Source organism: Paenibacillus tyrphae, assembly GCF_000722545.1.
Lineage (GTDB): Bacteria > Bacillota > Bacilli > Paenibacillales > NBRC-103111 > Paenibacillus_G > Paenibacillus_G tyrfis.
Map to the genome: position 1 here is coordinate 116,710 of NZ_JNVM01000014.1, position 26,337 is coordinate 143,046.

The following is a 26,337-nucleotide window of genomic DNA, read 5'->3' on the forward strand; positions in this document are numbered from 1 at the left end:
GTATGCGTTCCGATCAAGGAAGCAAGGTCACAATGACGCCGTCCATATTGTTTCCCGATAGTTCATAGCTGCGACCGGCCGGCACCGGAATCGACGTATTACCGGACACGGGATAATACGAGACTTCGTAGGCTTTGCCCTCTACCGTCGCCGAAACCTTCTTTTGCTCCTTCAGGAAATCCAAATATTGCTCCAACGTAAAGTTTTTCTCCTGCATGATCGCACTATGCGGCAAGCCTACATAACGAAAATGCCACGGCTCGTATTTAATGCCCGTGATATCCGTTTTGTCCTTGGGATATCGCAAAATAAACCCGTAAGCCCAGGCGTTTTTTTGCAGCCATTTTCCTTCCGGGGCGCGGTTCATCTCCGTTTGCGTCGATCCGATATCAAGGGATAAGCCTAAGTTATGCTCGCTGTAGCCCGCAGGCAGCGCATAATCGGCGCCCATACTTTTGTACAGCCGGGCTTGTTCTTGGCTGTCCCGGTAACCGCTGCTGATCATAAAACGACTTACCCCTTCTTTGGCAGCGGCATCGACCATCGTTTGAAATTTTTGCGCCACGCCTTGCGACAGCCGGATCGTCTTATCGAGCAGCACGTATCCCTGGGCCAGCTCCTTATGCTGAAACAGGTTGACCACATCGGCCGTAACGCCCTCTTCACTCACCGGATACTGCTTGTTGACCAACAGCAGATTGCCTTGGTAAATCTGGCTTTTGGGTACTTTTATCGTTTGAGTCTTTGTTTGAGTCTTCTTTTGGGGAGCCGCCTCTTGAACTTGGTCGCCCGCCTTGCTGTATTCCACGTTTACGGCTTGCGGTTCCTGTTGAATGGCTTCACACCCCAGCGGCAAAAGCATGACAAGCAAAAAAACCCACTTCTTCATCTACGTTTCCTCCTTACGCTTTCATTCTGTAAGGATAAAGAGTAACGTTTAAAAAAAAGTAAGGTAAAGATAAAGATTTTATTAACATTTGATATGGTCACGCTCTACCGTGCAGTTGGGCGCCTCGGGAAGCGGCTATAAGATGCCCTGTCTTACGCCTTCCCGCAATGGTTGCATCGACCGCGCCGCCGGTAATAGTAGGTCATAGCAGCAAGACCAAGGGCCACCCCCCAAGGCACCCAGGACAGCATCGGGCCTACTGCGCCATAGAGCTGACGGAGCACAATCTGGTCCACCGGCATGAGGCGAAGGGTGGCGGCGAAAAAAGATACGGTAAAGACAAAGCCTGCCGCAGTCACCGCAATAGCTACGCCCGTGGCGGGAATCACCGCGAGCCGAATCGGTACCCTTTTGCCGCCAATGAACGGAAACCAGCGGGGAAAGACCTCCCCCCATTTCCGGATCAATCCGAGCGTAAGGAGGCCGCCGCCGATACATACCGTTCCAAACACCCATTCTATGACATGGGCCGCTTCGTTTGCTTTTGAAAAATGCTGAAGGTCCTGCGGATCGATCCCTAACGGGATATCCAGCGCCCAGGCAAAGCGCGACATGGCATAAGGCAGCGGCGCGAGCGCGGCGATCCAGGTCATCCAGCGCCCCCAGCGGACAAGCGGAACCGATGTTCCGTTCTCCGTTCGTCCGCAGTATTCGCAGGCATGACGCGCTCTTCGCCGATAGGCCATTGCGGCAAAGATCCATAGGAGCGCGCCGATCATGCACAGGAGCTGATTCGACAGCTGCCAGCTCCACTGAGCTTTGAGCAGGAAGGCATAGGCCATGAACATAATCATGCCGATATCCGGCACCAAGAGAAGCAAGGCGGCAGCCATTCCCCAGGCATAGCCGAGAATCAGCCATCGGGGGACGACCGTTCCCCACGGCCGCTGCATGGCAAGGCCAACGCCGATGCCCAATAGACACAGAACGACAAAGACAGCACCTCCGGCTTGGGCCGGAAGATAGGTCACCATGGCTGAGAACAATCCCAGCGGCTGATCCTTGAAGGGGTACCCGGGCCCTCCTAGCAGCCAGTAGAGATGCAGAGCTCCATAGAGCGCCGACCAGACGATCGCGCCAGATCCGATCCAGGACGGCCACCGGTTGAAGCCGATTCCCGGTTTGTTCTTAAGTTGAAGCGACATCCTATCCATACCGATCCTCCTCTTCGTTCGAGCGATTATTCACGGCCGCACACCGGGCACTGCCCACGCCTGCGGTAATAATAGGCGAGCGTGGCTGCTCCCAGCGAGATCCCCCAAACCGGCCACCACATCATCGGATTGGTCATAAAAGCGCCGCTGAGAAAACCAGACCAATTCATGCGAATGACCGTCAGCCCGCCGGTCATCACCACGACGGTAATAAAGGTTGCGGGAACAATCGCAAGCGCCGGAGGAACACGCTTGCCGGATAGTCCTAACGTCCAACGCGGGAAGATCTCGCCCCAGCGTTGGATGAGCCCCAAGGTAAGGACCGAGCCGCCAGCCGCTACGGTAGCCAAGCCCGCGCCGGCCAACCATAGGCCGTTGGTGTGAAGCTCCTGAAGCAGCTCCCGGTCAATTCCGAGAGGAATGCCGAATGCCCACGCCCACCGCATCCCGGCATAGCCGAACGGTAAAATGAACGCCACGTAGACGGCCCATCTCCCCCAACGCGCGGCAGCTTCGGGTGTTGTCCAGCCGGCAGCGGCGCCGCTGCCGGTCCGGCCGCAGCTCCCGCAGGCTTGCCGGGATCGGCGGTAGGATGCGAGGGCTGTCCCGACCCACAGGAACCCGCCTGCCATGCAAATGAACTGGTTGATCACTTCCCAAGGGAGGGCTTTCTCCCAATAATTGACCGGTGGCCAGCCGAAGGGAGCGCCGATCAGACATATAGGCGCATACCCAACGGCCATAATGACTCTGGCGTCCGGAATGGCGATCAACAGGATGACCGAAGCGGCGCAAGCGAAAGCCAGAACGGCCGCATGAACGATTCCTTTCTGCTGCAGCCGCGTTGCCGCTACTGCCACTAAAGCGCCAACGAAACCGAGAACGGCTATTACCGGCGCTCCGCTATTCGCATGTATGCCGCCCAAGAACGACATATTGGGCTGGGAATCCCCTTCGCCGAAGGGAAAGCCGCTGCCCCCTAAAGCCCAGTACAAGCCAAGCAGCCCGTAAACCAATGACCAAGCAGCCGCAGCGTAGCCGATCCAGGACGGCCAACGTACGACCCGCGAAGACGGATTGCCGGTTGCTTGCAAGAGAGGATTTTTCACGGTATCCATCAAGAACAACTCCCTATTTCTAAGAATCGAATTACGAACCGGCCATCCACAGCGGACCATTCCGCAATATGGAAAATGTGACCTGTTCCTCCTTAATCATAGGGCAGTCAAGCTGAAATGGGACGCGTCTGCAGATCTGTTTATCCCCCCGACCAGAGGTCCGTTATAAACAAAACCGGCTCCCCTTAAAAGGGGAGCCGGTGGATTGGATAGGTGCATGCTGAAAGAAATCGAATGAAAAAAGCAGCATTCACTCTTCGTCCGGGCGCATAAGTCCCTGCTGCCAAGCGAAAACGGCTGCTTTGGTGCGGTCCAGCATATGCAGCTTGCTTAAAATATTACTGACGTGGCCTTTCACCGTCTTCTCGCTGATGATCAGGCGCTCGGCAATCTCCGCGTTCGTCAGCCCGCCCGCGATCAGGCGCAGCACTTCGAGCTCGCGGTCGCTCAACTCGGCGAACGGGCTGTCATCCGTCCGACGCGTATCGCGTATCTCCTGAACAACCCGCGCAGCCACGCGCGGATGCATCATCGACTCGCCATGTACGGCTCTGCGCACGGTCTCGACCAGTTGTTCCGGTTCGATATCCTTAAGCACGTAGGAGAGCGCTCCTGCGCGCAGAGCAGGAAAAATATGCTCGTCCTCATGATAAGAGGTCAGCACAATCACCTGGGAACGGGGGCTGACTTGCTTGACCTGTCTCGTAGCCTCTACGCCGTCCATGCCGGGCATCACCAGATCCGTGAGAACGACGTCAGGCACAAGCTCGGCGGCTAAGCGGACGGCACTTTCTCCCGAATCGGCTTCGCCTACGACCCGGCAATCGGGCTGAATCTTGAACAATGCGCACAAGCCCTGACGTACAATCGAGTGATCGTCGACAATCAGAATTGTGATCGGTTCCGTCTTTGTCATGTTGCCCGCTCCATTCGAATAAGGAATCTTGTTCTTTTACACCGCTTGAATCTCCGTTTGCTTGCAGCGGATGACAATTGTCGTGCCGTGTCCCTTCTCGCTGCGGATATCGATATGGCCGCCCAGCGCCTGCACCCGCTCGCGCATGGAGGACAGGCCGACGCCCTGCCGGTCTGCGAGGCGGACATCGAATCCGCACCCATTGTCGCGGATGGAGAGCGTCACCGTCTCGCCGCATGCCAGAGAGAGCTTCATCGCGCTCGCCTGGCTGTGGCGGGCAATATTAGCCAGCGCCTCCTGGGTGATGCGAAAGAAGGCTTCTTCTATAAGCGGAGACACCTGCTGCCCGCCGTGCGCCTCCACCTCTACAGCAATCCCCGTCTGCTCTTGCCAGACCTTCACATAATCCTCCAAGGCATGCGCCAGATCCTTGCCCTCCAAGGCCACCGGACGCAGCTGATGAATGAGCGCGCGCAGTTCCTGCTGCGTTTGACGTATCAGCTTTTCCGCTTCGACCAGATGCGACCGCGCCGCTTGCTCATCCTGACCGATCAAAGTTTTGGCCGTATTCACCCAGATCGAGACAGCAAACATCTGCTGTTTCACGCTATCGTGCAGCTCTCTGGCCAACCGGTTGCGCTCGTCCAGCGCCGCAAGGTCCTGCCGCGTCCGGAGCAGATGCTGGAGCTGCTTCGCCATTTGATTAAGCCGGTGCGCCAGCTGCCCCAACTCGTCGCCGGAGGGATCGTCAACAAAGGTGGTAAAATCGCCTTGACTCCATCGGTCAGCCGACGTCAGAATCCTTCGCAAACGCCGCACAAGACTTCGCGACGTTACGATTCCGAAAGCGAGACCGACAAGCGCCGCGCCTATAAAAAAGGCGATGATGCTGAAGCCGAAAAATTGAAAGGCTTTCGGTATAAACTCCCACAAATTGTTCGCAGACGACCGGACCTGTTCGGCTTTCACCACCAAGGCCCCCTTGGTCGCCTTCGAATTGACAATCGGAGCCACAACGTAGATGGTGCCCTTTTCCTCGTAGGTAGACGTGTTCATGATGGGAATCGAGGCGGGTTCCAAAGCCAGTGCCGTCCGAATGTGCTGCTGCACGCTTGCAGGCAATCCTGCCCCGAACCCGCCCGCCTCGGGCCAATGCTCTCCTGCGACAGCGATCAGCTGCCCTTCAGGATCGATCACGGCGGAAAACCCCTGAAATTCGGTGCCGTTTTCCAGGCGCCAATCCCTCAGAGCTTCGTATAGTTGATTTCGATTGATGAAGGGTCCCGTGAAGTTGGAGCCTACGTTCTGTGCCACCATCCCTACTTCGTAGGCAAGCGTTTGTCTGACATTATATTTGGCTATGCCAAACATAATCAGAACGCCCACCATTTCGAGCACGAGCAGAACAACCATCGTTGTGAGAATGTAAAACAAGGTCAACTTCCATTGCAATCGACGGAAGCGCTGGACAAAACGGGATAGGAATCTCAAGTTTTTTTCTTTTCCTTCCTGCCAAAAAAGTAATCTTTTCCTCTTCCTCCATCTTATCATCTATTCGGCGGATCTGTCTGTGTATGACGGCATGATCATTGTTTTTTACAGCAAAAAAGCCCTCCGCAACAGAGGGCCTCCAAATATAGATTCGCCAGTTTCCTTTAAACCTTTAAACCGCACTAAATCTTTTTAACAAATTCGGATTTTAATTTCATCGCTCCAAAACCATCGATTTTGCAATCAATATCGTGATCCCCGTCAACCAAACGGATATTTTTAACTTTTGTTCCCATTTTCAAGACCGATGAGCTCCCTTTTACTTTCAGGTCCTTGATGACCGTTACCGTATCGCCATCGTTTAAAATATTTCCATTGGCGTCTTTGACAATCTTGTGGTCTTCGCGATGTTCCGTATCTGCTTCTGGCGTCCACTCATGGGCGCATTCCGGGCAAATCAGAAGGCTTCCGTCCTCGTAAGTGTACGCTGAATTACATTTCGGACAATTTGGCAAATTAGACATAATTTCTCTAGCTCCATTCGTTCGTATTAGACTTATACTGTCATAGTCTGTTCCTATTTGCAAACCTTCGGACTAGACTCATTAGAACGGGCCTCATTTTTTCCAACCCGCGTCAGCGCCTCCGGGTGGGACGCAGGGTTTATGCTGCTGACCGCTTCTTGCGCGATTGCAGCCGTGATCTTTGCCCTAACTTGGAATGTTCGTGGCCAAGAAGTCGTGAAGAACCAGCATTAATTGAAAAAGAAGGAGTAAAAATCCACGCGATTTTTACTCCTTCTTTTTATGTTTTCTCCAGCGGATTCCCACCCGCCTGCTGTTAATCCCCGGCAAGAGTTGCCCCGGTTTCAAGGAATGTCTTCATGCCCGAGAGGACAATCGGCACGCCATTTTCAAGAATGGCAGCAGTATTCAAAGCCTGCTCGAATTCATCATGCACGACCGTTACGAGAGTCACTCCCTGCAGCTCGGCATGCGGATCGATTTCCCATGTCATGCGTGACGGGGAATCGCCGGCCGCATGAGGGAACGAAAGAAACTTCCAGCTCATCGTCAGCCTATGAGGAGGGTCCAAGGCGAGAATGGTGCCTTCGACTTGCTTCTTCCCCTCCGGGTTCCGCAATTCGAAAGGAGATCCGACCTCCCAATCGGATCGGATCGAGCAATTGAACCAAAACTTCGAGGTTTTGGCCGGATCGGTGATGGCTTGCCAGATTTGTTCAGGTGTCGCTTTAATGGCAATCCGGTTGACATGCCGGGGTTTATTGTCCATAGTCGTTTCACGCTCCAGTTCGGTTTTCAGAGATGTTAGTTCGATAGCCCAAGGTTCGGCGTATTTGCTAACCCACCGGTCGTAGATTTGACGGATCGGTACCGCATTCAAATAATGCAGCTTTTCCCGGCCGACTTTGCGGGTCGTAATGAGACCGGCTTCCTCCAAAATGTTCAGATGCTTCATGACGCCGAATCTCGACATTTGCAAAGGCGCGCAAAGATCGTTCAGCGTTCGCCCGTCGGAGGCGTGAAGCAGATCGAGGAGCGTGCGCCGGCTGGGGTCGGCCAATGCCTTGAAGATTTCATTTTCCAATAAGAACACCTCCTTCTGAGACAGCAAGCTTTAGGATTTTATTTTTTGCCCCTTGACATGTTACCATATGGTCACATATTATAAGAGTGACAATATAGTCACATGTTATCACAAACCCATCGGTTTGCAACCATCAAAATGAGAGTGAAAGGTGATGTTTCCTATGAAAATAACCATGATTGCCGGCAGTAACCGCGAAGTCGCTACGAGCACGTCTCTTCTTCGATCCATCGAACGTCTGTTGAAAGCCCAAAATATATCGGTCACGTTGGTTGATCTGCGGGAGCTGCCCTTGCCGCTGTATTCCCCCGATGACCAAGCGCTTCACCCCAATGTCCAGCGTTTAACAGAAGCGGTCGCGGACGCCGAGGGCCTCATCCTCGCGACCCCGGAATACCACGGCTCCATATCGGGAGTGCTGAAAAACGCCCTGGACTACATGCATGCCGGTCTGGTTGCCGGGAAGCCGGTGCTTTCCGTAAGTTCCGCCGGCGGTCCGATGGGGGTCAGCTCGCTGCTGCATCTTCAAGGTATTGTGCGCAATTTGCATGGCGTTAACAGTCCCGAGTGGATTTCCATCGGAGCCGGGTTCCATAGCTTTGATTCGGAAGGTCATCCGTCGGACGAGGGAATACGGGGAAGAGTCGAAAGTGCGGTCGGGATGTTCGTAGACCTCATCCGGAAGCTCGCGGCCGGAGTTGAAGCAGCTATATAATCGAACAACCAAGGAGATGCTTGCCATGAAAACGATGGAACAGAAAAATATCGAAATCGTCACCGCGTTTATCGAAGCTGCCGGGAATCGAAGCGAGCTGGATCGCACGGATCAATTTTTTGCGGAGCAGCTCGGCGAAGCCTTTACGGATCGGCATTATGCGGTAGACGAAATTTTGGCGCAAGGCGAGAAGGTCACGGCCAGAATTGTCATCACAGGCATGCATCAAGGCGTGTTTGCCGGCAAAGCGCCTACGGGCCGATCGGTAAAGATCACGCAGTTCCGCGAATTTCGCGTCGTCGACGACCAGATTGCCGAGCATCGCGGGTGGTTCGATACCGGAACGCTGCTGCCCCAGCTTCAAGCCAATTAAACCGAAAGGAAGGAGATGTTGGGTGATGCAAACGATCGAGCAGAAAAATATCGAAACCGTTACGGCGTTTATCGAGGCATTCTGGAATGAAAGCGACATGGAATGTACGGACCTGTTTTTATCGGACGATTATCAAGAGCTCACTTATGAATCCAAAGAAGGGCTGAAGCAATTTGCCGGCAAAATATTGGGGGCCTTTCCCGATAAGCGCTACACCGTGGAAGAGATGATCGCCCAGGGGGAGAAGGTCCTTGTCCGAATGACCGTGAAAGGCACGCATACCGGAACGTTTTTCGGAGCCTCCCCTACGGGCAACTCCATCGATGTCACGCTGTACCGCCAATATCGCGTCGTCGATGGCAAAATTGCCGAGCACCGCGGCTGGATCGATATGGTGACCATGTGGCGCCAGCTTCAAGCCAGTTAAGTGCAGAACAAAGGCCGGGAATCCCTCGAATGAGAGATCATCTCCGGCCTGTTTACTTTATCTCCTTTTTTCAGAGATCGTTGAAATCTTATGCATCTCAATGAATTGATCCACGGTAATCGATTTTCCGAAATGATGAACGACGTGTTCGAGAACATGCTTTCTTTGTTCTTGTGTAAAAGCGGCTGTCGCGTCTTCGATAACCGTCATTTCATAACCAAGGTCGTGCCTGTGTCTGAGAGTAGATTCTACGCAAACGTGAAGCGCATAACCTGCGATGTATACTTTTTTGATCCCCTGATTTCGAAGGAAGCTATCCAAATTGGATCCCGCAAACCCGCTGGCCCCGGTTCTGCCCGATACAACAAACTCCCCAGGTTCAGGTGTGAACGCTTCTCCGAACCGGCTTCCCGGCGTCCCTTTAATAAAGGTTTTGAATGTGGAAATGCCGGCGCGCAAACCATACGTTGTATTGCCTAGTTCCACATGGTTTTCATCAAAGAACAGGCCGCAGTGAATAATTTGGATATCGCTTTTCCTTGCTGCCTCCAGTAATCTTTTGGAGCTTTCAACCGAATCGGCAAATTGTTGATGATCCTCGATCAAATGATGAATTTTTCCGTCTTTTGAGAGCCATTCATTCTGGTATTCAATGAAAACAAGCGCTTCTTTTTCACCGGTAGATACGTGGAAAGGATGTTGTTGAATGGACATTTGAGGTTCCTCCTTAGATTTGGCCGGATGGGCAAATATTTTTTAACCAGCTATCATGCAGCCATTTTTCTGTCACTCGTCCGTTGTTCCATAGGATTCCTTGTTCAAAGGTAATGATCTTCCCACCAGGGCCTACGATCACCCAAGCGTAGTCGTCCTGTTCTTTTAGATAGCATTTGTACTTCATCCCTGATACCGTGATCGTGCGGCTTCGGCCCGTATCGTCCTTCACGGCAATCATTTCGTCGTGCTTGTCAATCCATAGATTTTGCAGCGTTTCAAACAAGCCTGGTTCCACTTTATCCAAAAATGCCTTGGCTGCGGACGCTGTCTCCTCTTTGCTTGGAAGCACGCCTGTGCATAAGCTTTGATCCATCCATGTAAACCCGATGAGTTTATCATCGCTGTTGTCCACGACATAGGAATAGTGTTCGCCCCCCAGACCGTTGTTCTCTCCGAAAGCTTTTTCATACCGAAATACTTGAACATCGCGATGATTTTGCTTTTGATTGTGCTTGCTTCTTAACACATACCCTTCGGGGATTTGCAGATGAACCATGGAGATCCTCCTCGTTTATTGAGTTTTGACAAAATACGATAAACCAAAGGCCGCGGCCAAAAGAAGAGCGAACGTTTCCAAAGTAAGGACGCAGCTTCCTGTTTTTTGCAGGTACAAGGCGATAATGGGGCCAAGCGTCGCTCCTATGAACAAAATAAACGTATATAACGTGACGGCTGCGCCGCGCGCTTCCCCTGCTAAATTTCCAATCAACGAGATCAGCGTAGGCACTGTGATGGAAATCCCCGCAACAAATACAACGCTCATGCCAATGAGAACGGGAAGGCTGGAACTAATTCCAACCGCTGTAAGACCTGCTGCGCCGAAGATGAGTCCTGCCTGCAGTACCGGCTTCAATCCGTACCTCGCTACTAACTGCCCGGCAAAAGGCGATAAGATCATACCCAAAATTCCTGCGGCTCGCACCGTTAAAATTTGATTTGCAGTTAGTGCGAACGGAGCTTGGGTCAGGTAGTTTCCAAGCGTTGTGTACATGCCGACAAACGAAAGCAGCAGTGTCCCGGTAATGACGTAGCAGAAGAATAACGGCTTCCGGAATAGTATAGCGACCATTTGCTTGAACGGGGTCAGTACATTTGCTTCTGTTCCGCGAGCCTCCCCTTTTGGAAGGAAGCTACTGAGCAGAATCGTCGATAAGAAATACAAGGCCCCAAGGATATAGAACACATAAGGCCAGCCCAGATTTTGACTAACGAGACTGCTGAATAGTTGTCCGGCAATCCCTGCCATCAAAAAACCGGTGCTGACAAAGCCGACTGTCGCTACTCTTTTTTCCAGCGGGAACATTTCTGCAACATAAGCAAGCGCCGAGGGGCCAAAAGTCGCTGCGGCTAAGCCTTGTACAACGCGGAGTGCGATGAGCCCGGACAGACTGGTCATGAGGCCAAGCAGCGGTGTAATGAACAGCAGCGCAACTAAACCGGAAAGCATCAATTGCTTTCGGCCGTATCGATCGGATAAAGGACCGAATAATAGAAAGCCTATAGCATAAGCGAATGAAAAAGCGCTGCTTGTCCATGCCGCGATCTCCGGCGTGACTTTAAATGTGCTTGCAAAAACGGATGCCATCGGCAGGGTGATATATAAACTTGACACTACAACCAGGGCGCACCATACGAGTATGGCCGTCATCCATGGATAATTTTTTTCGGATGATAGCCTGACTTTCCCAACGAATTCCGTCATCCTGCAACCTCCTTTTATTCGTCTGCAAGGCATTGTGCTTCATTTCCCCAGTAAACCCTTCCTACCGTTGTAGACGTTGATTGATTGGCGTAACATCATCTCCTCAAGCAAACCGATTTTCGTAAATATCACGCCTTGATTGTAACATTTCTACAATCATTGTCAATAATATAATTTTGATTGTAAGTATAATTCGATTGTAGTAAAATATTTTCAATAACATTGAAGTAGAAGGTGAACCTATGAACCCTAACGAACCGTTGGACAATGCGTTATTGGATTTTGATTTGTTGAGTAAATTAGTTGTTGGTATTGGAGAAGTCTCGGACATTACAGGCGTTCCGCAGAGGCAAATTCGCTACTGGGAAGAGAAAGGGATTATTCAATCGTTTAAGGAAGGCGAAGGGACGACCAGAAAATACGATTATCTCAGTATAAAAAAAATTCTTTTAGTCAAGGAGCTTTTGGACGACGGCTTTACGTTGGACGCGGCTGCGAAGAAAGTGGAGGAGCGGATGAGGATAATCAATGAGGTATTTAAAAAGCTTGCGGATCGATCGGAACCTGCTAACGAATAGCTGCCGCTTCGGGTTTTGAGGATGCAGCTCTCCTGTCGTTTGAAACAACAAAAAAGCTTCCTGCCGCTCATCAAGAGCAGCAAGAAGCAGCTATTACCGTTACGGGCTAGAACAGCACCGGCAGGCTCGTAAGAGACCGCAATGTGCTGCGGTTATACGTCAATTGCTCCGGTTCGACTGCCAAGCGCAGATGAGGCAGCCGCTGCAGCAGCGTGCCGAAAGCGACCTGCCCTTCCAGACGCGCCAGCGGTGCTCCCAAGCAGAGATGGATGCCCTTGCCGAAGGCAAGATGCTCGTTCTCTTCCCGCGTAATATCCAACACCTCGGGATGGGAAAATTTGTGCGGGTCCACATTGGCGCCCGCCAGCGAGACCAGAACGATCTCCCCTTTACGAATTTCGTTGCCGTGCATGGGGATGTCCTCGCTCGCAAAGCGGCTGGCAATCATAACGGGGCCCGCATAGCGCAGCAGCTCCTCGACCGCGGAGGGGAGCAGGGAAGGATCGCTGCGGAGCAAGCGCATTTGTTCGGGATGCTTCAGCAGAGCCAAGATGCCGTTGCCGATCAGATTTACCGTCGTTTCGTGCCCGGCGACTATGAGCAGCCAAATGGTCGATAGAAGCTCGTTCTCGCTTAATTGATCTCCTTCATCGTGAGCTTGGACTAGGCCGCTTGTTATGTCATTGCCGGGATGTGCGCGCTTTTCGGCCAGCAATGTTTTGATATACTCAACAAACTTATCCAGAACTTCACTGACGGTATCCTCTTGTTTCGGGTCCAGGGAAGCATTCAAGAGCTTACGGGTCCACTCGCGGAACTGGTCCCGATCGGCAACGGGAATTCCCAGCATCTCGGAAATGACTGTGATGGGAAGCGGATAGGCGAAATCCGTAATCAGGTCCATCCTTCCCCGCTCCTGCACGGCATCGAGCAGCTCGTCGGCAATCTGCTGAATCCGGGGACGCAGGCCCTCGATCGTGTGAGGCGTGAAGGCTTTGGACGCCAGCCTGCGCAAGCGGGTATGGTCCGGCGGATCGACCGTCAGCATATTCGGCATCTCTTTGAACCATTGCCTGAACTTGCTCACGGATGCGTACTTCTGGCCGGGCTCCCCTTGATCCTGCGGCGGTGCGAGCTTCCGCACATCTTTGACAAACCGAGGGTCCTTCAGGATCGCAACGACATCCTCGTGCCGGAAAGCAAGCCATGCTCCTCCCATCCCGAAAAAGTCATCGAGGCGGTAGAGAGGCTCTTGCTGCCCGGCAAGCCGCTTATAGAACGCCATGAAATCATGCATCGTTTCCGGTGAGGCAAAATCGCTGCCAGTGATTTTTTCCATATCACTTACCCCTTTCCTCTACTCTGCAATTCCATATCGGATCATGCCAAAAAAACGGTTCATCTCATCGAACAGGCGGTCAGCCGCCTCGTCATCCATCACACCGATATCCGAGAACGCCGCAGAAAACTTATTTTCGAAATGCTTCGTTGTCATCGTAATCAGCTCGAACGCCTGCTTCCGGTCCACCCCTTCCCGAAGGGGAACCGCTTCAAATAACTTCTCTAATGCTTGATTCCTCTCCGTAATCGCTTGACCATACTTTTCCTCAATATCTTGTTTTAATTCATTCGGCGGCGAATAAAAAGCCTCATACACCAACTTCAATTCATCGGGATGCTTGCGAAAGTAGTCGAGCTTGACGCGGCCAAGTCTGTCTATCACTTCAAAAAAATCATCATGCTCCGAAACCGCATCAAATTGCACCGCCGTCCTGACCTTCTCAAAGCAATGCTCCAACAGGCTGAAATACAGCTTCTTTTTGCTGGTGAAATGATGAAAGATCAAAGCCTTGGAAATACCGGCCGCCTCCGCCAGCATCTCCGTCGAAGTGTTCTTGTATCCATGGCGCGCAAAGACAGACAAACAGGCCTCGAGGATTTTTTCCCGTTCATACAGCTGTAAAGGCAGATGCTTCACTTCCTTTTCACGTTGCTGACCAATTGGTTAGTAACATTGTATTATATGCTGACCATCTGGTCAATATGTCTGATCGCCTAGCTTTTCTACCCTGCCTCTCCTCGCCGACGCGATTGTGCAAATTCGGCTTTTCATGCCTCTGTGCATGCACTATAATACGGTAGATAACAATAATTCAAACGATCAAAAGGGGAACTTCAATGTCGCGAATCATCCAAGTTCATGAGAGACCGCCCTTCTGGAAGAGCTTGCCGCTGGGGCTGCAGCATCTGTTCGCCATGTTCGGGTCCACGGTTCTTGTGCCCATCCTGTTCAAGGTCGACCCGGCCACAATCCTGTTGATGAACGGCATCGGGACCTTGCTGTACCTGTTCATTACCAAGGGGAAAATCCCTGCTTACCTCGGCTCGAGCTTCGCCTTTCTCTCACCCGTTTTCGTCGTTCTGGGGCAAAAAGGGTACAACGCCGCGATCGGCGGCTTCCTGGTGGTCGGCGTCATCTTCATCATCGTCGCCCTGCTGATCCGTTATGTGGGAACGGCCTGGATCGACGTCGTATTCCCTCCGGCTTCCATGGGGGCGATCGTCGCGGTGATCGGGCTCGAGCTCATTCCGACGGCCTCCAAGATGGCCGGCTTCATCGCTCCGGACGGCGCGCCCGCCGGTTGGTCCCCGGATGCCACGACCGTCACGGTCTCTGTGGTCACGATGCTGGTCGGCACGCTCGGGTCGGTGCTGTTTCGCGGAATTCTCAAAATCATTCCGATCCTGATCGCCATCATCGTTGGCTATGTGCTGTCCAGCGTGCTCGGGCTTGTGCATGTCCAAGAGGCGGTCGGCGCAGCAGGCTGGCTGACGCTGCCAACCTTCTATACGCCGGCTTGGGATTGGACGAGCATCGCCATTATTGCCCCTGCCGCGCTGGTGGTCATTGCCGAGCATATCGGCCACCTGATTGTGACCGGCAACATTGTCGGCCAAGATCTGTCCAAGGACCCGGGACTCAGCCGGTCATTGCTCGGCAACGGCGTCTCCACCGTGATCTCCGCGGCGGTAGGCTCCACCCCCAATACGACGTATGGGGAAAATATCGGCGTCATGGCGATCAGCCGGGTCTATTCCGTCTGGATCGTCGGTCTGGCGGCGATCATGGCTATCGTCCTTTCCTTCGTCGGCAAGCTATCGGCGCTCATCCAAACCATTCCCGTCCCGGTGATGGGTGGCGTTTCGCTGCTGCTGTTCGGCGTTATTGCCGCATCCGGCATCCGCATGCTGGTCGAGACGAAGGTCGATTATTCGAAGCCTGCGAACCTGATTCTGACTACGGTTGTGCTGGTCGTCGGTCTAAGCGGGGCGGCGTTCAAATGGGGGCATCTTGAGCTGAAGGGTATGGCCCTTGCTACGGTTGTGGCGATTTTGCTCAGCTTGGTGTTCAAGTTGTTCGATGTGCTGAAGTGGTCGAACGATACGGATTAAGAAACGCGCAAAGGGCGCTGTCCGTAAGGTCTGCTTAGACCTTCGGACAGGCCCTTTTGATTTGCCGTTTTCGTTTCATGGCAAGGAAGAGGAAAATGACTAGCCCGTGCACGGCCAATACCGCGATCAGACATTGCATGAGAAATTCGATGTCCGGCAGGAATAGGCCGACCGTTCTCCACGAGACGCCCATACTATAGGTAAATAATGGAATAAGCGCGGCTGCAAGGACCAGAGAGAGAACTCCCACTGACACCCACAACGGTTGATTTATCGCCGTTTTGCGTTGCAGGCGGATGAAACTGAGTACGGATACCGCGGCAAACAAGATGACAACCCCGAGCGTCAACCACTGGGTGCTGTCGTTCATTTCTGCCAAATGGGGATTCTCGCCCTTCATGATGGAGCGGATTCCCTCCATGATGCTTAAATACGCGACGGCTTCCAGCTCGTGGTATTTATTCATCAATAGAACGGCACCCAGATCCTGCTCAGGCATAATGAACAGCTCCGAGCGGTATTCCGGCGTTGCCCCCGTATGGTAAGGATACTTCTCCCCCGATCTCGGGAAGTGCCAGCCCAGGCCGTAGCGTCTGTTAGATTCCGGCGGCGTTCGTAATTGCTTCAGACCTTGTTCCGATATCAATTCTCCGCCGTACAGCATGAATTTGATGAATTTGGCCAGATCGGCCGAGCTTGAGGACATATAGCCGTAAGGCGCTCCTGATGGGTCATACAGCCCTTCGCCTTTCACCGGCTTCCCGAACCATGAACGATAACCGGGCACGAATCCTTTTCTAACCGCGCTTTCGTAATCGGCGGCCGTGCGGTTCATGCCAAGAGGAGAAAAGATACGGGTATCCATAAATGCCGAGAACGACTGACCCGATACCGCCTCAACAATAGCCCCCAAAAGCAAATAGTTCGCCGAATTATACTCGTAGGCCTCGCCCGGAGTATGGCCCAACTTGACCCCGCTCAGCTCTGCAGCCGCTTGCGCAATCCCCTTTTCCCGATCGCGATCTTCCCGGTCCGTTACCTTCATGCCGTCATAAGCGCCGATCCCGCTCGTTTGCTCCAATAGATGGCGTACCGCTATCGATTTACCGCTGTCCGTTTGATACGTGAACCAAGGGATGTACGTCTCGATCGGTTCATCCAGCTTGAGCTTGCCTTCCTCCGCCAGCATCATCATGGCAAGCGCCGTCAGCGGCTTGCTGACCGAACCGATCAGAAAAGTCGTGTCCGCCGTGACGGCCGACCCGTCGCTCATGGTCCCCCAGCTCTCTTGATAGATGGTCTGCCCGCGATGCACGACCGCCAGCGAAGCCCCCGGAATATGATATTTCGCCAGCGCTTTGTTCATCAATGCGTCGATTTGTCGGGCCGTATCACGATTACGCTCTTCTGCCGCTAGTGAAAGAGAAGGAGCCGTGAGCAGGAAGAGGAACAGACTGATGACTATTTTCTTCATCTGCTTTCCCCTTCGCTCTTGCTTACATAAAGCTCAAGAAGCTCGATCAACAATCGATATGACCGGTCAAGATCAAACTCGTTGTCGACGATTTTCTGAAGCGCCAGCCCGTCGAAGCAGGCCAATAGGATACTTGCAAGCGCGGAGCCGTTAGCGGAATCGCCCACCAAGTGCTGCAGCGGCGCGGAAAGGCTCTCCCTTCCGTTCTTGAGAATCGACGCGACTTCCCGTTCCAGAAGACCGCTCTCGCTTTTCATCCCAAGCGAATACAGTTCATACCGCCAGCGGTACCAGTCGGGATGGTCTTCCGCTCTGGATTTGATTTCGAGCAGCACGGCTTCGGGGGTTGCGGCCTCATCCGGCTGCCCGTCATATTGCTTGTGGTAACGTTGTTGGACCTCTTCCTGTACGGAAAGCAGCAGCTCCTCTTTATTTTTAAAATAATAATGAACCAGCCCCGACGTCATTCCGGCCTCGCTTGCAATATCTTTGATCGATGCGTTAAGGTACCCTTTTTTTACGAATACTTTATAAGCCGCGTCGATTAATCGTTGTCTTTTCTCCTGTGTACTCATCCGATCCCGCCTTTTTTAGTTGGTCAACCAACCAAATTATAAGGACAGTGCGGCATAATGTCAATCGTTGGACGTTTACATGATGGCTTGTTAGTCAACTCTTGCCTGTTTTTCGATAACGGATACAAACACAAGGCTTCGACGTAGAGCTTTTTATTACTGAACTAACGAGCAGTTTAATTACAAAGACGAGTAAAAATGATTAACTTAGTTTTTGCACACCTTTGAACCATACGGCTTTAATGGATAGGGTATCCGAGATATTGGTTGTCGGATCGCCATTGACCAGTACTAGGTCAGCGCGCGCACCTTCGGCAATACGGCCACGATCATGAAGACCGAACCGACGGGCCGGTTTCGAGGTAGCCGACTGAAGCGCTTCTATTGGAGTGAACCCGGCCGTAACCAGCAATTGCAATTCATGATGTACACTGGCTCCATGAGCAAGGCCGCCAAGATTCGGAACGGGAACGGGGGCGACATCCGTCCCGACCAGAATATCCACTCCGGCACTGTGAAGATCCATCACATTTTTAAAGCTATTTTCCATTTTCCCTTGCGGGAAAGTATTGAAGCTAGAGTTCAAAATATCGATCCATTCCGGACTTAATTTGGAATAAACACGCGGGTCATTCGCTAATTCCGATGCTGGGTTCCCAAGAATGGATGAGTTCAACACCAAGCACGGTGTAACAAACGCGCCAGAATCGACGATGGATTGCACTAACTCCGACGTATACTCAGGCCTGTCGATAAACAGGTGGCCCAATCCGTCCACTCCAAGATCGATGGCGGTTTGCGAAGAATGAGCGGTCAAGACGTGGGCGATAACGACTTTATCGAACTTATGGGCTTCTTCCACGGCTACTTTTAGAATCTCGTCGCTTAAAACAGGCAGGCCAGGGGCACCCATGACTGTTCCTTCTTCAATCATGATTTTTATATAGTCGGCGCCATTCTCCACCTGGGTATGCACATGTTTGATCGCTTCTTCCACCGTCGTTACTTGCGGCACTTCTTCGTGATCGTGGGCGTAAGCGGCTAGCATAGCTTCCCGGTCTTCCTTCGATAACTTCTCCAATTCCTTTAATACGAATTCTGGAATCTCATCCCCATCTGGCAGCAATTCATCCGGATGACCACCCGGAGCGGTGATCGCCGTGCCTGCGGAACGGACATCGGCGACGTCATCCACATTTTTCAATTGGATCACGCGCCCTCTTTCCGTAAAATCACCGTTCATTTCGAGTTCTGTCGTCACGCCGAAATTTAATGCATCTCGTAATCCACCGATGGAAGTGTGGACATGCGCATCAATCAAGCCGGGCAATAATGTTGAATTCTCAGCATTGATGATAGTTGCATTCGCCGGAATGTCGCCGCCCACCGCAATAATGGTTTCCCCTTTGATGACAACACTCCTTGACTCGATCACTTTTTCTCCATCGAAAATACGCACATTCGTAATTGCAGTCACTTTTTCTAACGGAGAGTATTGAGTTACATTCTTCATTTTCTTATTCCTCCTTAGCGTGGTATTTTATCACTTAGAAGTATAATTGTTAGAATACTAACTGTCAATAAACTAAGTTTTTCTTGACGTGTATGCTAGTTTTCTGTATAGTCTATTTACCGACAGTTAGCCTTCTAATAATTTGAGGAGGTACGATCATGAAGCCCCGTAAGGATACGCCTTATCTGGATTTGTTTCAGATTATCGGCCTTAAGTTAAAGAAAAGAGCGGACGAGAGCATAAAAGAGTTGGGTCTAAACGCTCAACAAGGAAAAATAATCGACTATATCTACGAAAACCAAGATAAAAATATTATTCAAAAGGACCTTGCCGATCGGTTTCACGTGCGAGGAGCCAGTATTACAAGCATGCTTCAGGGCCTTGAGAAAAGAGGATTTATCGAGCGCAAGATCCCTGCCAATAATGAACGGCAAAAAAATCTATATGTTTTGCCCAAAGCTGTTGAATTGATTGAAGACTTTAATGATTCCTTCCAATGCGTGGAGGACGAAATCGTTCAAGCCCTTACCGCAGAGGAGAAGCGAACCTTAAAGGAATTGCTGATCAAAATTAATGAACGCTTATAATTGGGGTTGGAATCTACCCCGACGGTCGCTTGGAGTTCCTTGTTTCATTAGGCTATGCAATATTGTCCAAATAAGCGGAGATTAAAAGGTCAATAGTGACTACGACGATTGATTAAGGTGTTGCGTCGCAATCAATTTGCGAAAAAATCTCATATTTTTTGAGAAAATAAATGGAGCCCCGGACCGACATCCAGGACTCCTTTTATATGGTGTTTAGCACCCGACACCCGACCCATCTATAGGTTGGTTCCTAATCAATTGACTAACCCATGATTGTGAAACTCCTAAGATTTCGGCTATTTTTCTCTGCGAAGCTTCCGGATTTTCCTTCATCGCTTTATGCAGTCGATCCAATAGTTCTTTTCTTCTTTCGGTAATTTTTTTTATCTTTTTTTTCTCGTTGGCTCGTTCACGTTCTACCCGCGCTAAGAAAACTTGAAGTGCCGGAAGGCCTTGAATACAGGGCATACAAATATAAAATTTTTTGAAGTAAATGGTTTGTTCCTTACCTGAACAAAACAAACATTCATTGCAATGATATCTATAAACCATAATCGCCTTTCTCTTGTCATCGCAGAAATACTCTGTCTTAACGTCGGGATTAAGATTCAACATACGCCTAAGTTCCGTAGGAATTACGATTCTTCCTAAATTGTCCACTACTCTAACAATTCCAGTTCTTCTATCCTCTTGCATAAACACACCTCAAATAACGATTTCTAGCTCACACACCGCATTTTTCGAATTTGAGCAATTAAAACGTATGTATCTAATTGTTGACTCAATCGAACCATCGATTCACTCGTTAAGCTTTCGCCTTGTCGCACTGCCCTGTCCATTTTCTGTAGGATGGCTTTCATATCGTGATGTAATATTTCGTCGCTGCAATCTGCTACTAGACTATTCACCGCTCCTCCTCCTAAAACGTTTTTTATAATATAAGTCTAAATCATCTTTCTTATTTTCCAGTTAATCCAAGAAATGAGAAACATTTTACTCTGAAAAAGAAAAAAACAGGCAAATATGCCTGTTCATTTGTTCTATTCTATTTATCGAATCAGCAACAGCAAATACAACATAAAGAAATTAATATCCCGGATCTACTTCACTATACATCATAATTTGAGTTTGCTTTTCTATGGGGTAAGTTGGGGTATTGTAAAAGCTGCCACTCAAAGATAAAAACAGAATAATGGAAAAAAAAATTGCTTTCTTCATAATCTTTTCCCTCCTTGACGCTTATTCATTTACATTATATGCCATAATATAAATTATATCCATAAACTCCTTATTAAGTATTATTGAATTTTTGGTTAAACAATAAAAAAACTCGCGCATGCAAGCATCTTTTTCTTCAAAAGCATTAATCTTATTCAAATATTGCAGACTACTGGCGAAACTCTTTACTCCCTCATCAATTACACCAATAGTTAACTGATAATGTCCTTTGTGTCGATGGTACTTCCCTTTCGCTCTGCAAGCATTAGGGCTATCAGGACACGTACTCATTATTTCATTCTCTTTTTCTAAAAGTTTCGAGCACGCATCCAAATTATCCATCTTTAAATAAATCTCCAAAAGCTCGTCTACTATATGTAAACGATACTGCTGACTACATTTTTCAAGGAGATTTTCAAGTTGAGGGATTGCAGTATCATATTCCCCTTTTCTTGCTTTGGTTATTCCCCGTGTAATTTTAGCCGCCTCGTAAACAAAATCGTACTCGTATTTTTCAAAAACATCTAATAACTCTTCAACTTTATTATAGTTCTTCAATACTAAATGGGAATTAATCATAGATAGGTGTACTCTCGCCTTTAATTCCGATTGCATTCTTTCTAGCACCAGTCCGTTTTCAGCAAATTCAATGCATTCCCTATAGTTTTTTGTAGCATAAGCATGTAAAGCCATCCTATAGTGATAGATTACGTTTTCATCGTTAGTTAAGAAATCAGTATAATGCACGATTTCTAGTCCTTGTTGGAATGATTGGTCAATACGTTTGAAATCTGCTCGTTCGATCAAATACTTCTGTAATAAGCCTTTCGCAATATAGTTCATAACGCCATGCTTTCTCGAATATTTCACAATGACGTTATACAGTTCTAATCTTAGGCTAGAATCACTAACCTCTTGCGTAAAGTAATAAAGTCGTTGCAAAGAGTCTTCCGTTTCGTTACTAGGGTTTTCAAGCAACCGCAACGCGACTTTAGAAGCTAGCGCTGGCTTCTTCTCGCTTGATAATACATCTTGCAGAACTTCATATAAAACTTCCGTTCGATTTTCTATTGTGATGTAGCATTCTATCAGTTCTTGGTAAGCTTCGGGGAAAGCACTTGTGATTGCCTTGACCGTTTTAAATTCAGGACGCTTGGTCGATCCTTTTTCGAGTTTTTGAAGTACAGGTTTACCCACACCCGTTAACTCCTCAAGTTCTGCATATGTCAAGTTTTTCTCTTTTCTAAGTTGGAAGATAATATCGGAGATGGTTTTATTGTGATTTAAAATATCAACCATATACATAATCTTCCTTTTTATTCTATAATTTTACATTGGTTAATTATAGCAAAGTCAGTTTCATCTTACAATGAACTGTTTATTTCGATTATCGTCTAATTCTTACATGAAATACAGCGATTCGATGAATTTTTACAAAGTAGAAGCGATTGTTTGGTAATCACTGCAAGTACTTTGCTTATATCTACTAATCATGAGAACAAAAAATAGCCACCAATTCCTATCCCATATTTTATAACATTGTGATAAATTATGTTTGGACAAACAGTCGGCCGACCATTGTTCAAAATCACTCAATTTGGAGGGATTATTCTTGGCCGTTAATATCAGAAAAAGCGTTTTGTCTGCCTCGTTAGCGCTGACTTTGTGTCTATCGGGAAGCTCTGTCTCTGCTGATGCACCAAAGGAAACTGAACAAAGTTTGTTTATTAACGACACAATTGTTCTTACAGAGAAGAAAAAAAATGATATTGAAAAACTCGAATCGTTTGGGCTTCCTAAAGATATTATTCAAAAGTTGGGAAATGACGTAGATGTTGTTGCCCGCGAGATTTCTGTGAATAATCTGAACATGACACAGGCGACAAATCTTTCAAATGGATTAATTCGATCCAATTTGAGAGCGAAGGAGGTGGCTCAAGGCAAATATGACCCAAAAGAGATGTATTTCGCAAAAGCGGTGAATGGGGAAGTTACACTTCCTAATGGACATACAATTGCGGTGCCAAGCAATGCGCGTAATAAGATTTCCTCAAAAAATACTGAGGCGGCGTTGGAGTCTTGCAAAGTATGGACCGGAAAACATTGCGTTGATACAGGACCTTATTTTAACATCGATGCAAACACAGGATTCTCTAAAGTTTCAGCAATGGTTACACTGCCTTCTGTATACTCTGCATCTTATAAGGGGGTTGTCCCTTATGTATTGGCGGGTATTTTTTACAAACGCGGTGAAGGAGATTATCCTGATGGAGTAGATTTGGGGGCTTTTTGGGAAGATGGCCGATGGAGACTCTGCATAAATGGCGGAAAGGACAAAGAAGATCAAACTAAAGACCTTTGGGTTAGTGGGCAAGTAGACCTTCCTTCCCAAGTGTATCTTGTATACAAGATTCCTTTTGATGGTCAAGTACAAATTGATGCATTTGATCCTATTACGTATAATCCTATTTCGGGGGTTTCCTACTGGTTGCCGGGGAGAGGATTTAATCAAAATGGAAACAATATTGAAATGTCATCTGGTTTCTCGCTGGCATTTAAGAATGTAAAGAATTTAACGGACGGATCGTATTTAAGGGGAGGTCGTTTCTCAAATGCCTACCTTTATAACAATAACTTTTCTACCTTGTGGACCTCGAATTACACTGCCCACCGGGATAAGAAAAGAACTGATGATGAAGCAAGAACTGTGCAATACAATCCAAATTCTTATGATTATGATTACTCTGTTGACATTAATTTGAATTTGCCATAATATGTAACCTAGCTAGGGTTGATATGAACTTTAGCTAGGTTATTTCCCTTTGAAAACCTTAAAAATAATAAATGGTTATTGTACAAATCCAACACTGAATACAATGCTTATGTACTATTTTTCTTGTTTTTATAAAATGAGAAGGAGAGATTGTATGAAGAAAGTTGTGATTATTTTAGTGTGTCTTGGAACATTGTTTGGTTTCAGTTTGGGCGTTTTTGCTGGCGACACGATAAACCAAACGATTAGCGCTCTCTTGATGACCTCGGTTAAGTACAACATTGACGGGACAAATAGAGAACTTGGAGAAGAATACGGCACCATAATGTACAAAGACCACATATATGTGCCAATTCGTTTTGTTGCAGAGAATACAGGGGGTGTGGTCGCATACGAGCAAGAAAGTGGTACAGTGTATATGAAAAGCAAAGGCACATTGGAAATTAATTCTGAAGGTGACGGTGTAAGTCTAGGCAATCTTATAATGACGAAAGAGGCCGATCAAACGAGAGTTTCTGGCGTACTGGATATGCCCTACACCGATAATCTTGAATCGACTATAAACTTTTTTGATAAAAATGGGATTAAAATTGGTTTTGTTGTTATCAAGGGTTATTTTCATGAGGGTATGAACAATTTTGAAGCCGTTGGACAAGGTGACTTGCGACAATACGCTTCGACTAAGTACGAAATTTGGAGATTGGGAAAACACTATCGTACCCCGAAATAGACATAGGAGAATGGGGCAAATTGCTTGCCCCATTTTTGTATTTTAGAAATAGAATGGGAGGGATTTTTTTATGAAAAAAACCCACTGGAGTACATTTTGCTGTTTTTGATATTACCCCTCCATCAAATTAAGAAAATTGTTATTTCCCCACCTTTACGCGTGGGGATTTTTTAAATATCAGTAATATTATGGTATTGTTATGTATTAAGGAAAGGAAGTGATGAATATGAGCAGGAGAGCGGCTGGGGTTATTCTTTTAGCTATTTCTGCTTTTCTTACAGGAGTCAAATACTTAACTGCATCCATTTATTCAACATCATCACCTAGCACTGTTTATGGCGCAGATTCTTTCAAACAATGGTTAGATTATGTAGGGGGGAATTTAACCACTTACAGTATAATCACTCTAATCGTCGGAATTATTTATCTGATTCTTGCTGAGATTTATGATTTCGACAAAAAATGAGCTTATTCGTTGGGTCAGAGTGTTGAGAAAGAGGTTTTTGGCTGAAATAGAGAAGCATACGGAGGCGGGGTATGCACTGGAGGAGCGATAGCGTTCGCGTTTGTCCGCGGGAAATATCCGCTGCGAAGCGGCTTCAAATCAAAATTTCCTGTGGACAAGAGCGACCGGAAGTGTGCGCTTCTTGCGGCAATCTTAGCCTTTGTTCCCGGTGCTCAGGCTGGAGCAATCACCGCCGCTGTTATGTCGGCCGGAGCGCTCATGATCGCAAACTAATAATTAATGTAATATAATGACAATAAAGGAGGGATGCAACATGTTTGGAACAACAGCGCTAATCATCGGATTTCTTTTATTGTCTGCGTTGATTATCGTACTTGGTGTGAAGTTCGTGCTAAGAAGTAGTCCAAAAAAAGCTGACATGGTATTGATAGGCATAACATTCCTTATCATATTTGCGGCTGCAATTTCTTCTTTTTATGGGAAACTTAATACAGGAATTCCAATTTTCCTACTCTCAATTGCATTAATTGTGATTGGAACAAGAACTTATAAACAAAAATCGAAGTAATGAATGAAAATGAAAAAAGGAAGGCAGGCTTTGGTCTGCCTTCCCCTCCCTGTTGAGGGTTTCTCAACAGGCTGCTTACACTAAGTAATGCTGATTCACCAAGTGCGATTGACACGAGTAAATACTGTTAGAGAATTCTTGATCTATTTAAGTATTCTTCTACTTTTCCCCTGGTGACAGCAATGCAGACACTGACCCTGAAAATTGCACTCTTTATTAAAGCAGACGTGACGAAAAGTGAAATTTAGAAGCAATTTACTGCGCTGCAAGAAGAATTAGAAACACAGACGTTTCCTGACGATTTCTCCGAACCTAAAGCAGATACTCAGCTTGAAATGATAGAACTAATGAAAATTTTCAAGGCAACTTGTATTTATAGTTCTACAAGGATGTAACATTTTATTTATAAGTAAATTTTATGTAATGGAGGTCATTATGAGAAAGAGTTCGTTACTTTTAATCAGCAGTTTGATAATTTCCATCTGTCTAGTAGGTTGTCAGGATGAAGCTAATCAACAAATACCACCAAGCAAAGCATCCAACAGCAGCAATATAGAAATTGAACACAAACCAAACTACGATGATTTCACAAAATTAATGGAGGATGTTAAAAACAATATAGTTATAAATGGTTTCTCTTTAACTCCACCAATAAAGACAATTTTTTTAATAGAAAGAGATTTTACATTTAACAAGAAAGACACAATAACTCTTGGAGGTGGAGTTAGTGATCTTAATCCAACACAAGAACAATTTATATTTGAAAATAACGATAAATCAGTCCAGTTATATGTACGATTTGCTTATACAGCAGTAGATATGGGAAAAAACTTGGTTGCTTGGGAGTCGACTTCTGGATATGACGGAGCCGATCCTGAATTATTGGATAGAACTGATATGGCGACGTACACATATAGAAATCTTATTGTTACTGTTACTCAAAATGCAAGAACAAAAGCAAAAACTACTATTACAAAAGAAGCAGTAAAGTCTGTGCTTAATATTCTAGAAAAATATTATAGTGGTTAGGACGCAACTGACATCTGATCAGTTGCGTCTGTTTACATTTATTTTGTAAGCGTAAAATTATTACGAGCCTCTATTATTTTGAAAAACAGGATGTTTGCCCGCACATACTGCTCTCTCTCCAGATTAAACACATGACATAAGCA

The 26,337-nt window shown here is 48.1% G+C and carries 29 protein-coding genes; 11 read left to right on the forward strand and 18 right to left on the reverse strand.

Annotation, left to right across the window (positions count from 1 at the left end; all coding sequences use genetic code 11):
* Window positions 1–13 precede the first annotated feature (13 nt).
* The 7 genes from vanY to ET33_RS17915 form a co-directional block, all read right to left on the reverse strand.
* Window positions 14–889 (reverse strand): VanY-A/VanY-F/VanY-M family D-Ala-D-Ala carboxypeptidase, encoded by an 876-nt coding sequence (vanY, locus tag ET33_RS17885; protein WP_036684614.1) that lies wholly within the window; start codon window positions 887–889, stop codon window positions 14–16.
* 152 nt (window positions 890–1,041) lie between these two features.
* Window positions 1,042–2,103, reverse strand: a complete 1,062-nt coding sequence (locus tag ET33_RS17890; RefSeq protein WP_051775416.1) for a hypothetical protein — start codon at window positions 2,101–2,103, stop codon at window positions 1,042–1,044.
* 26 nt (window positions 2,104–2,129) lie between these two features.
* Window positions 2,130–3,221 (reverse strand): hypothetical protein, encoded by a 1,092-nt coding sequence (locus ET33_RS17895; RefSeq protein WP_036684622.1) that lies wholly within the window; start codon window positions 3,219–3,221, stop codon window positions 2,130–2,132.
* Window positions 3,222–3,471: 250 nt separating this feature from the next.
* Complete coding sequence (locus ET33_RS17900) at window positions 3,472–4,137, reverse strand: response regulator (RefSeq protein ID WP_036684627.1); 666 nt, start codon at window positions 4,135–4,137, stop codon at window positions 3,472–3,474.
* A gap of 36 nt (window positions 4,138–4,173) precedes the next feature.
* Window positions 4,174–5,628, reverse strand: coding sequence for a sensor histidine kinase (locus ET33_RS17905; RefSeq protein ID WP_235206743.1), 1,455 nt, complete (start codon window positions 5,626–5,628; stop codon window positions 4,174–4,176).
* 182 nt (window positions 5,629–5,810) lie between these two features.
* Window positions 5,811–6,152 carry a zinc ribbon domain-containing protein YjdM gene (locus ET33_RS17910; protein ID WP_036684632.1) on the reverse strand — a complete coding sequence of 114 codons (342 nt, stop codon included), beginning with the start codon at window positions 6,150–6,152 and terminating at the stop codon, window positions 5,811–5,813.
* A 316-nt stretch (window positions 6,153–6,468) separates the two neighbouring features.
* Window positions 6,469–7,236: an ArsR/SmtB family transcription factor gene (locus ET33_RS17915; RefSeq protein WP_036684636.1), complete on the reverse strand. Its 768-nt coding sequence runs from the start codon at window positions 7,234–7,236 to the stop codon at window positions 6,469–6,471.
* 163 nt (window positions 7,237–7,399) lie between these two features.
* On the opposite strand from ET33_RS17915, the gene ET33_RS17920 reads away from it, so the two are divergent.
* Genes ET33_RS17920 through ET33_RS17930 form a run of 3 tightly spaced genes read left to right on the forward strand, consistent with a single transcriptional unit; the run spans window position 7,400 to window position 8,751 of the window.
* Window positions 7,400–7,951 carry an NADPH-dependent FMN reductase gene (locus ET33_RS17920; RefSeq protein ID WP_036684639.1) on the forward strand — a complete coding sequence of 184 codons (552 nt, stop codon included), beginning with the start codon at window positions 7,400–7,402 and terminating at the stop codon, window positions 7,949–7,951.
* Between the two features lie 25 nt (window positions 7,952–7,976).
* Complete coding sequence (locus ET33_RS17925; RefSeq protein ID WP_036684642.1) at window positions 7,977–8,324, forward strand: ester cyclase; 348 nt, start codon at window positions 7,977–7,979, stop codon at window positions 8,322–8,324.
* Between the two features lie 25 nt (window positions 8,325–8,349).
* Window positions 8,350–8,751, forward strand: coding sequence for an ester cyclase (locus ET33_RS17930; protein ID WP_036684646.1), 402 nt, complete (start codon window positions 8,350–8,352; stop codon window positions 8,749–8,751).
* A 57-nt stretch (window positions 8,752–8,808) separates the two neighbouring features.
* Here the strand turns inward: ET33_RS17930 and ET33_RS17935 are convergent, their stop codons facing one another.
* The 3 genes from ET33_RS17935 to ET33_RS17945 are packed head-to-tail and all read right to left on the reverse strand — an operon-like array spanning window position 8,809 to window position 11,230.
* Window positions 8,809–9,465 carry a cysteine hydrolase gene (locus ET33_RS17935; RefSeq protein WP_036684651.1) on the reverse strand — a complete coding sequence of 219 codons (657 nt, stop codon included), beginning with the start codon at window positions 9,463–9,465 and terminating at the stop codon, window positions 8,809–8,811.
* A gap of 13 nt (window positions 9,466–9,478) precedes the next feature.
* Window positions 9,479–10,024, reverse strand: a complete 546-nt coding sequence (locus tag ET33_RS17940; RefSeq protein ID WP_051775418.1) for a hypothetical protein — start codon at window positions 10,022–10,024, stop codon at window positions 9,479–9,481.
* Window positions 10,025–10,039: 15 nt separating this feature from the next.
* On the reverse strand, window positions 10,040–11,230 hold the full coding sequence (locus ET33_RS17945) for an MFS transporter (RefSeq protein WP_036684655.1): 1,191 nt from the start codon (window positions 11,228–11,230) through the stop codon (window positions 10,040–10,042).
* Between the two features lie 242 nt (window positions 11,231–11,472).
* Here ET33_RS17945 and ET33_RS17950 point away from each other — a divergent pair, with 242 nt between their 5' ends.
* The gene (locus ET33_RS17950) at window positions 11,473–11,808 is read left to right on the forward strand and encodes a MerR family transcriptional regulator (RefSeq protein ID WP_036684657.1); all 336 of its coding nucleotides are present in this window, start codon (window positions 11,473–11,475) and stop codon (window positions 11,806–11,808) included.
* 106 nt (window positions 11,809–11,914) lie between these two features.
* On the opposite strand, the gene ET33_RS17955 is transcribed toward ET33_RS17950, so the two are convergent.
* Both ET33_RS17955 and ET33_RS17960 read right to left on the reverse strand, forming a co-directional pair.
* Complete coding sequence (locus tag ET33_RS17955; RefSeq protein ID WP_036684659.1) at window positions 11,915–13,147, reverse strand: cytochrome P450 family protein; 1,233 nt, start codon at window positions 13,145–13,147, stop codon at window positions 11,915–11,917.
* 18 nt (window positions 13,148–13,165) lie between these two features.
* On the reverse strand, window positions 13,166–13,786 hold the full coding sequence (locus tag ET33_RS17960; protein WP_258959098.1) for a TetR/AcrR family transcriptional regulator: 621 nt from the start codon (window positions 13,784–13,786) through the stop codon (window positions 13,166–13,168).
* 200 nt (window positions 13,787–13,986) lie between these two features.
* On the opposite strand from ET33_RS17960, the gene uraA reads away from it, so the two are divergent.
* The gene (gene uraA / locus ET33_RS17965; protein ID WP_036684662.1) at window positions 13,987–15,261 is read left to right on the forward strand and encodes a uracil permease; all 1,275 of its coding nucleotides are present in this window, start codon (window positions 13,987–13,989) and stop codon (window positions 15,259–15,261) included.
* A gap of 34 nt (window positions 15,262–15,295) precedes the next feature.
* On the opposite strand, the gene ET33_RS17970 is transcribed toward uraA, so the two are convergent.
* The 3 genes from ET33_RS17970 to ET33_RS17980 form a co-directional block, all read right to left on the reverse strand.
* Window positions 15,296–16,735, reverse strand: coding sequence for a serine hydrolase domain-containing protein (locus tag ET33_RS17970; RefSeq protein WP_036684664.1), 1,440 nt, complete (start codon window positions 16,733–16,735; stop codon window positions 15,296–15,298).
* The gene (locus tag ET33_RS17975) at window positions 16,732–17,310 is read right to left on the reverse strand and encodes a TetR/AcrR family transcriptional regulator (RefSeq protein WP_036684667.1); all 579 of its coding nucleotides are present in this window, start codon (window positions 17,308–17,310) and stop codon (window positions 16,732–16,734) included. The genes ET33_RS17970 and ET33_RS17975 overlap by 4 nt, the downstream gene beginning before the upstream one ends.
* A gap of 202 nt (window positions 17,311–17,512) precedes the next feature.
* Window positions 17,513–18,823 carry an amidohydrolase family protein gene (locus tag ET33_RS17980; protein ID WP_036684669.1) on the reverse strand — a complete coding sequence of 437 codons (1,311 nt, stop codon included), beginning with the start codon at window positions 18,821–18,823 and terminating at the stop codon, window positions 17,513–17,515.
* A gap of 158 nt (window positions 18,824–18,981) precedes the next feature.
* Between ET33_RS17980 and ET33_RS17985 the strand changes: the two genes are divergently transcribed.
* Complete coding sequence (locus ET33_RS17985) at window positions 18,982–19,410, forward strand: MarR family winged helix-turn-helix transcriptional regulator (RefSeq protein ID WP_036684671.1); 429 nt, start codon at window positions 18,982–18,984, stop codon at window positions 19,408–19,410.
* A 213-nt stretch (window positions 19,411–19,623) separates the two neighbouring features.
* Here the strand turns inward: ET33_RS17985 and ET33_RS36480 are convergent, their stop codons facing one another.
* The 3 genes from ET33_RS36480 to ET33_RS18000 form a co-directional block, all read right to left on the reverse strand.
* Complete coding sequence (locus ET33_RS36480; RefSeq protein WP_051775419.1) at window positions 19,624–20,106, reverse strand: AbrB/MazE/SpoVT family DNA-binding domain-containing protein; 483 nt, start codon at window positions 20,104–20,106, stop codon at window positions 19,624–19,626.
* 390 nt (window positions 20,107–20,496) lie between these two features.
* The gene (locus ET33_RS40275) at window positions 20,497–20,628 is read right to left on the reverse strand and encodes a hypothetical protein (protein WP_268808325.1); all 132 of its coding nucleotides are present in this window, start codon (window positions 20,626–20,628) and stop codon (window positions 20,497–20,499) included.
* Between the two features lie 21 nt (window positions 20,629–20,649).
* A complete protein-coding gene (locus ET33_RS18000) occupies window positions 20,650–21,927 on the reverse strand; it encodes a helix-turn-helix domain-containing protein (RefSeq protein ID WP_036684675.1) in 1,278 nt (425 codons plus the stop codon).
* Window positions 21,928–22,240: 313 nt separating this feature from the next.
* Here ET33_RS18000 and ET33_RS18005 point away from each other — a divergent pair, with 313 nt between their 5' ends.
* The 5 genes from ET33_RS18005 (at window position 22,241) to ET33_RS18025 (ending at window position 26,194) form a co-directional block, all read left to right on the forward strand.
* Complete coding sequence (locus tag ET33_RS18005) at window positions 22,241–23,401, forward strand: hypothetical protein (RefSeq protein ID WP_036684677.1); 1,161 nt, start codon at window positions 22,241–22,243, stop codon at window positions 23,399–23,401.
* Between the two features lie 154 nt (window positions 23,402–23,555).
* Window positions 23,556–24,131, forward strand: a complete 576-nt coding sequence (locus tag ET33_RS18010; RefSeq protein WP_036684679.1) for a stalk domain-containing protein — start codon at window positions 23,556–23,558, stop codon at window positions 24,129–24,131.
* 226 nt (window positions 24,132–24,357) lie between these two features.
* Window positions 24,358–24,597 carry a hypothetical protein gene (locus ET33_RS18015; RefSeq protein WP_036684681.1) on the forward strand — a complete coding sequence of 80 codons (240 nt, stop codon included), beginning with the start codon at window positions 24,358–24,360 and terminating at the stop codon, window positions 24,595–24,597.
* Between the two features lie 313 nt (window positions 24,598–24,910).
* On the forward strand, window positions 24,911–25,165 hold the full coding sequence (locus tag ET33_RS18020; RefSeq protein ID WP_036684684.1) for a hypothetical protein: 255 nt from the start codon (window positions 24,911–24,913) through the stop codon (window positions 25,163–25,165).
* A gap of 435 nt (window positions 25,166–25,600) precedes the next feature.
* A complete protein-coding gene (locus ET33_RS18025) occupies window positions 25,601–26,194 on the forward strand; it encodes a hypothetical protein (RefSeq protein ID WP_036684685.1) in 594 nt (197 codons plus the stop codon).
* Window positions 26,195–26,337: the final 143 nt, after the last annotated feature.

What these genes read in the sequence shown, in the direction of transcription:
- vanY (WP_036684614.1), bottom strand. Translation starts at nt 889, where the DNA reads ATGAAGAAGTGGGTTTTTTTGCTTGTCATGCTTTTGCCGCTGGGGTGT.
- ET33_RS17890 (WP_051775416.1), bottom strand. Translation starts at nt 2,103, where the DNA reads ATGGATAGGATGTCGCTTCAACTTAAGAACAAACCGGGAATCGGCTTC.
- ET33_RS17895 (WP_036684622.1), bottom strand. Translation starts at nt 3,221, where the DNA reads ATGGATACCGTGAAAAATCCTCTCTTGCAAGCAACCGGCAATCCGTCT.
- ET33_RS17900 (WP_036684627.1), bottom strand. Translation starts at nt 4,137, where the DNA reads ATGACAAAGACGGAACCGATCACAATTCTGATTGTCGACGATCACTCG.
- ET33_RS17910 (WP_036684632.1), bottom strand. Translation starts at nt 6,152, where the DNA reads ATGTCTAATTTGCCAAATTGTCCGAAATGTAATTCAGCGTACACTTAC.
- ET33_RS17920 (WP_036684639.1), top strand. Translation starts at nt 7,400, where the DNA reads ATGAAAATAACCATGATTGCCGGCAGTAACCGCGAAGTCGCTACGAGC.
- ET33_RS17925 (WP_036684642.1), top strand. Translation starts at nt 7,977, where the DNA reads ATGAAAACGATGGAACAGAAAAATATCGAAATCGTCACCGCGTTTATC.
- ET33_RS17930 (WP_036684646.1), top strand. Translation starts at nt 8,350, where the DNA reads ATGCAAACGATCGAGCAGAAAAATATCGAAACCGTTACGGCGTTTATC.
- ET33_RS17935 (WP_036684651.1), bottom strand. Translation starts at nt 9,465, where the DNA reads ATGTCCATTCAACAACATCCTTTCCACGTATCTACCGGTGAAAAAGAA.
- ET33_RS17940 (WP_051775418.1), bottom strand. Translation starts at nt 10,024, where the DNA reads ATGGTTCATCTGCAAATCCCCGAAGGGTATGTGTTAAGAAGCAAGCAC.
- ET33_RS17945 (WP_036684655.1), bottom strand. Translation starts at nt 11,230, where the DNA reads ATGACGGAATTCGTTGGGAAAGTCAGGCTATCATCCGAAAAAAATTAT.
- ET33_RS17950 (WP_036684657.1), top strand. Translation starts at nt 11,473, where the DNA reads ATGAACCCTAACGAACCGTTGGACAATGCGTTATTGGATTTTGATTTG.
- ET33_RS17955 (WP_036684659.1), bottom strand. Translation starts at nt 13,147, where the DNA reads ATGGAAAAAATCACTGGCAGCGATTTTGCCTCACCGGAAACGATGCAT.
- uraA (WP_036684662.1), top strand. Translation starts at nt 13,987, where the DNA reads ATGTCGCGAATCATCCAAGTTCATGAGAGACCGCCCTTCTGGAAGAGC.
- ET33_RS17970 (WP_036684664.1), bottom strand. Translation starts at nt 16,735, where the DNA reads ATGAAGAAAATAGTCATCAGTCTGTTCCTCTTCCTGCTCACGGCTCCT.
- ET33_RS17975 (WP_036684667.1), bottom strand. Translation starts at nt 17,310, where the DNA reads ATGAGTACACAGGAGAAAAGACAACGATTAATCGACGCGGCTTATAAA.
- ET33_RS17980 (WP_036684669.1), bottom strand. Translation starts at nt 18,823, where the DNA reads ATGAAGAATGTAACTCAATACTCTCCGTTAGAAAAAGTGACTGCAATT.
- ET33_RS17985 (WP_036684671.1), top strand. Translation starts at nt 18,982, where the DNA reads ATGAAGCCCCGTAAGGATACGCCTTATCTGGATTTGTTTCAGATTATC.
- ET33_RS36480 (WP_051775419.1), bottom strand. Translation starts at nt 20,106, where the DNA reads ATGCAAGAGGATAGAAGAACTGGAATTGTTAGAGTAGTGGACAATTTA.
- ET33_RS40275 (WP_268808325.1), bottom strand. Translation starts at nt 20,628, where the DNA reads ATGAAGAAAGCAATTTTTTTTTCCATTATTCTGTTTTTATCTTTGAGT.
- ET33_RS18000 (WP_036684675.1), bottom strand. Translation starts at nt 21,927, where the DNA reads ATGGTTGATATTTTAAATCACAATAAAACCATCTCCGATATTATCTTC.
- ET33_RS18010 (WP_036684679.1), top strand. Translation starts at nt 23,556, where the DNA reads ATGAAGAAAGTTGTGATTATTTTAGTGTGTCTTGGAACATTGTTTGGT.
- ET33_RS18015 (WP_036684681.1), top strand. Translation starts at nt 24,358, where the DNA reads ATGAGCAGGAGAGCGGCTGGGGTTATTCTTTTAGCTATTTCTGCTTTT.
- ET33_RS18020 (WP_036684684.1), top strand. Translation starts at nt 24,911, where the DNA reads ATGTTTGGAACAACAGCGCTAATCATCGGATTTCTTTTATTGTCTGCG.
- ET33_RS18025 (WP_036684685.1), top strand. Translation starts at nt 25,601, where the DNA reads ATGAGAAAGAGTTCGTTACTTTTAATCAGCAGTTTGATAATTTCCATC.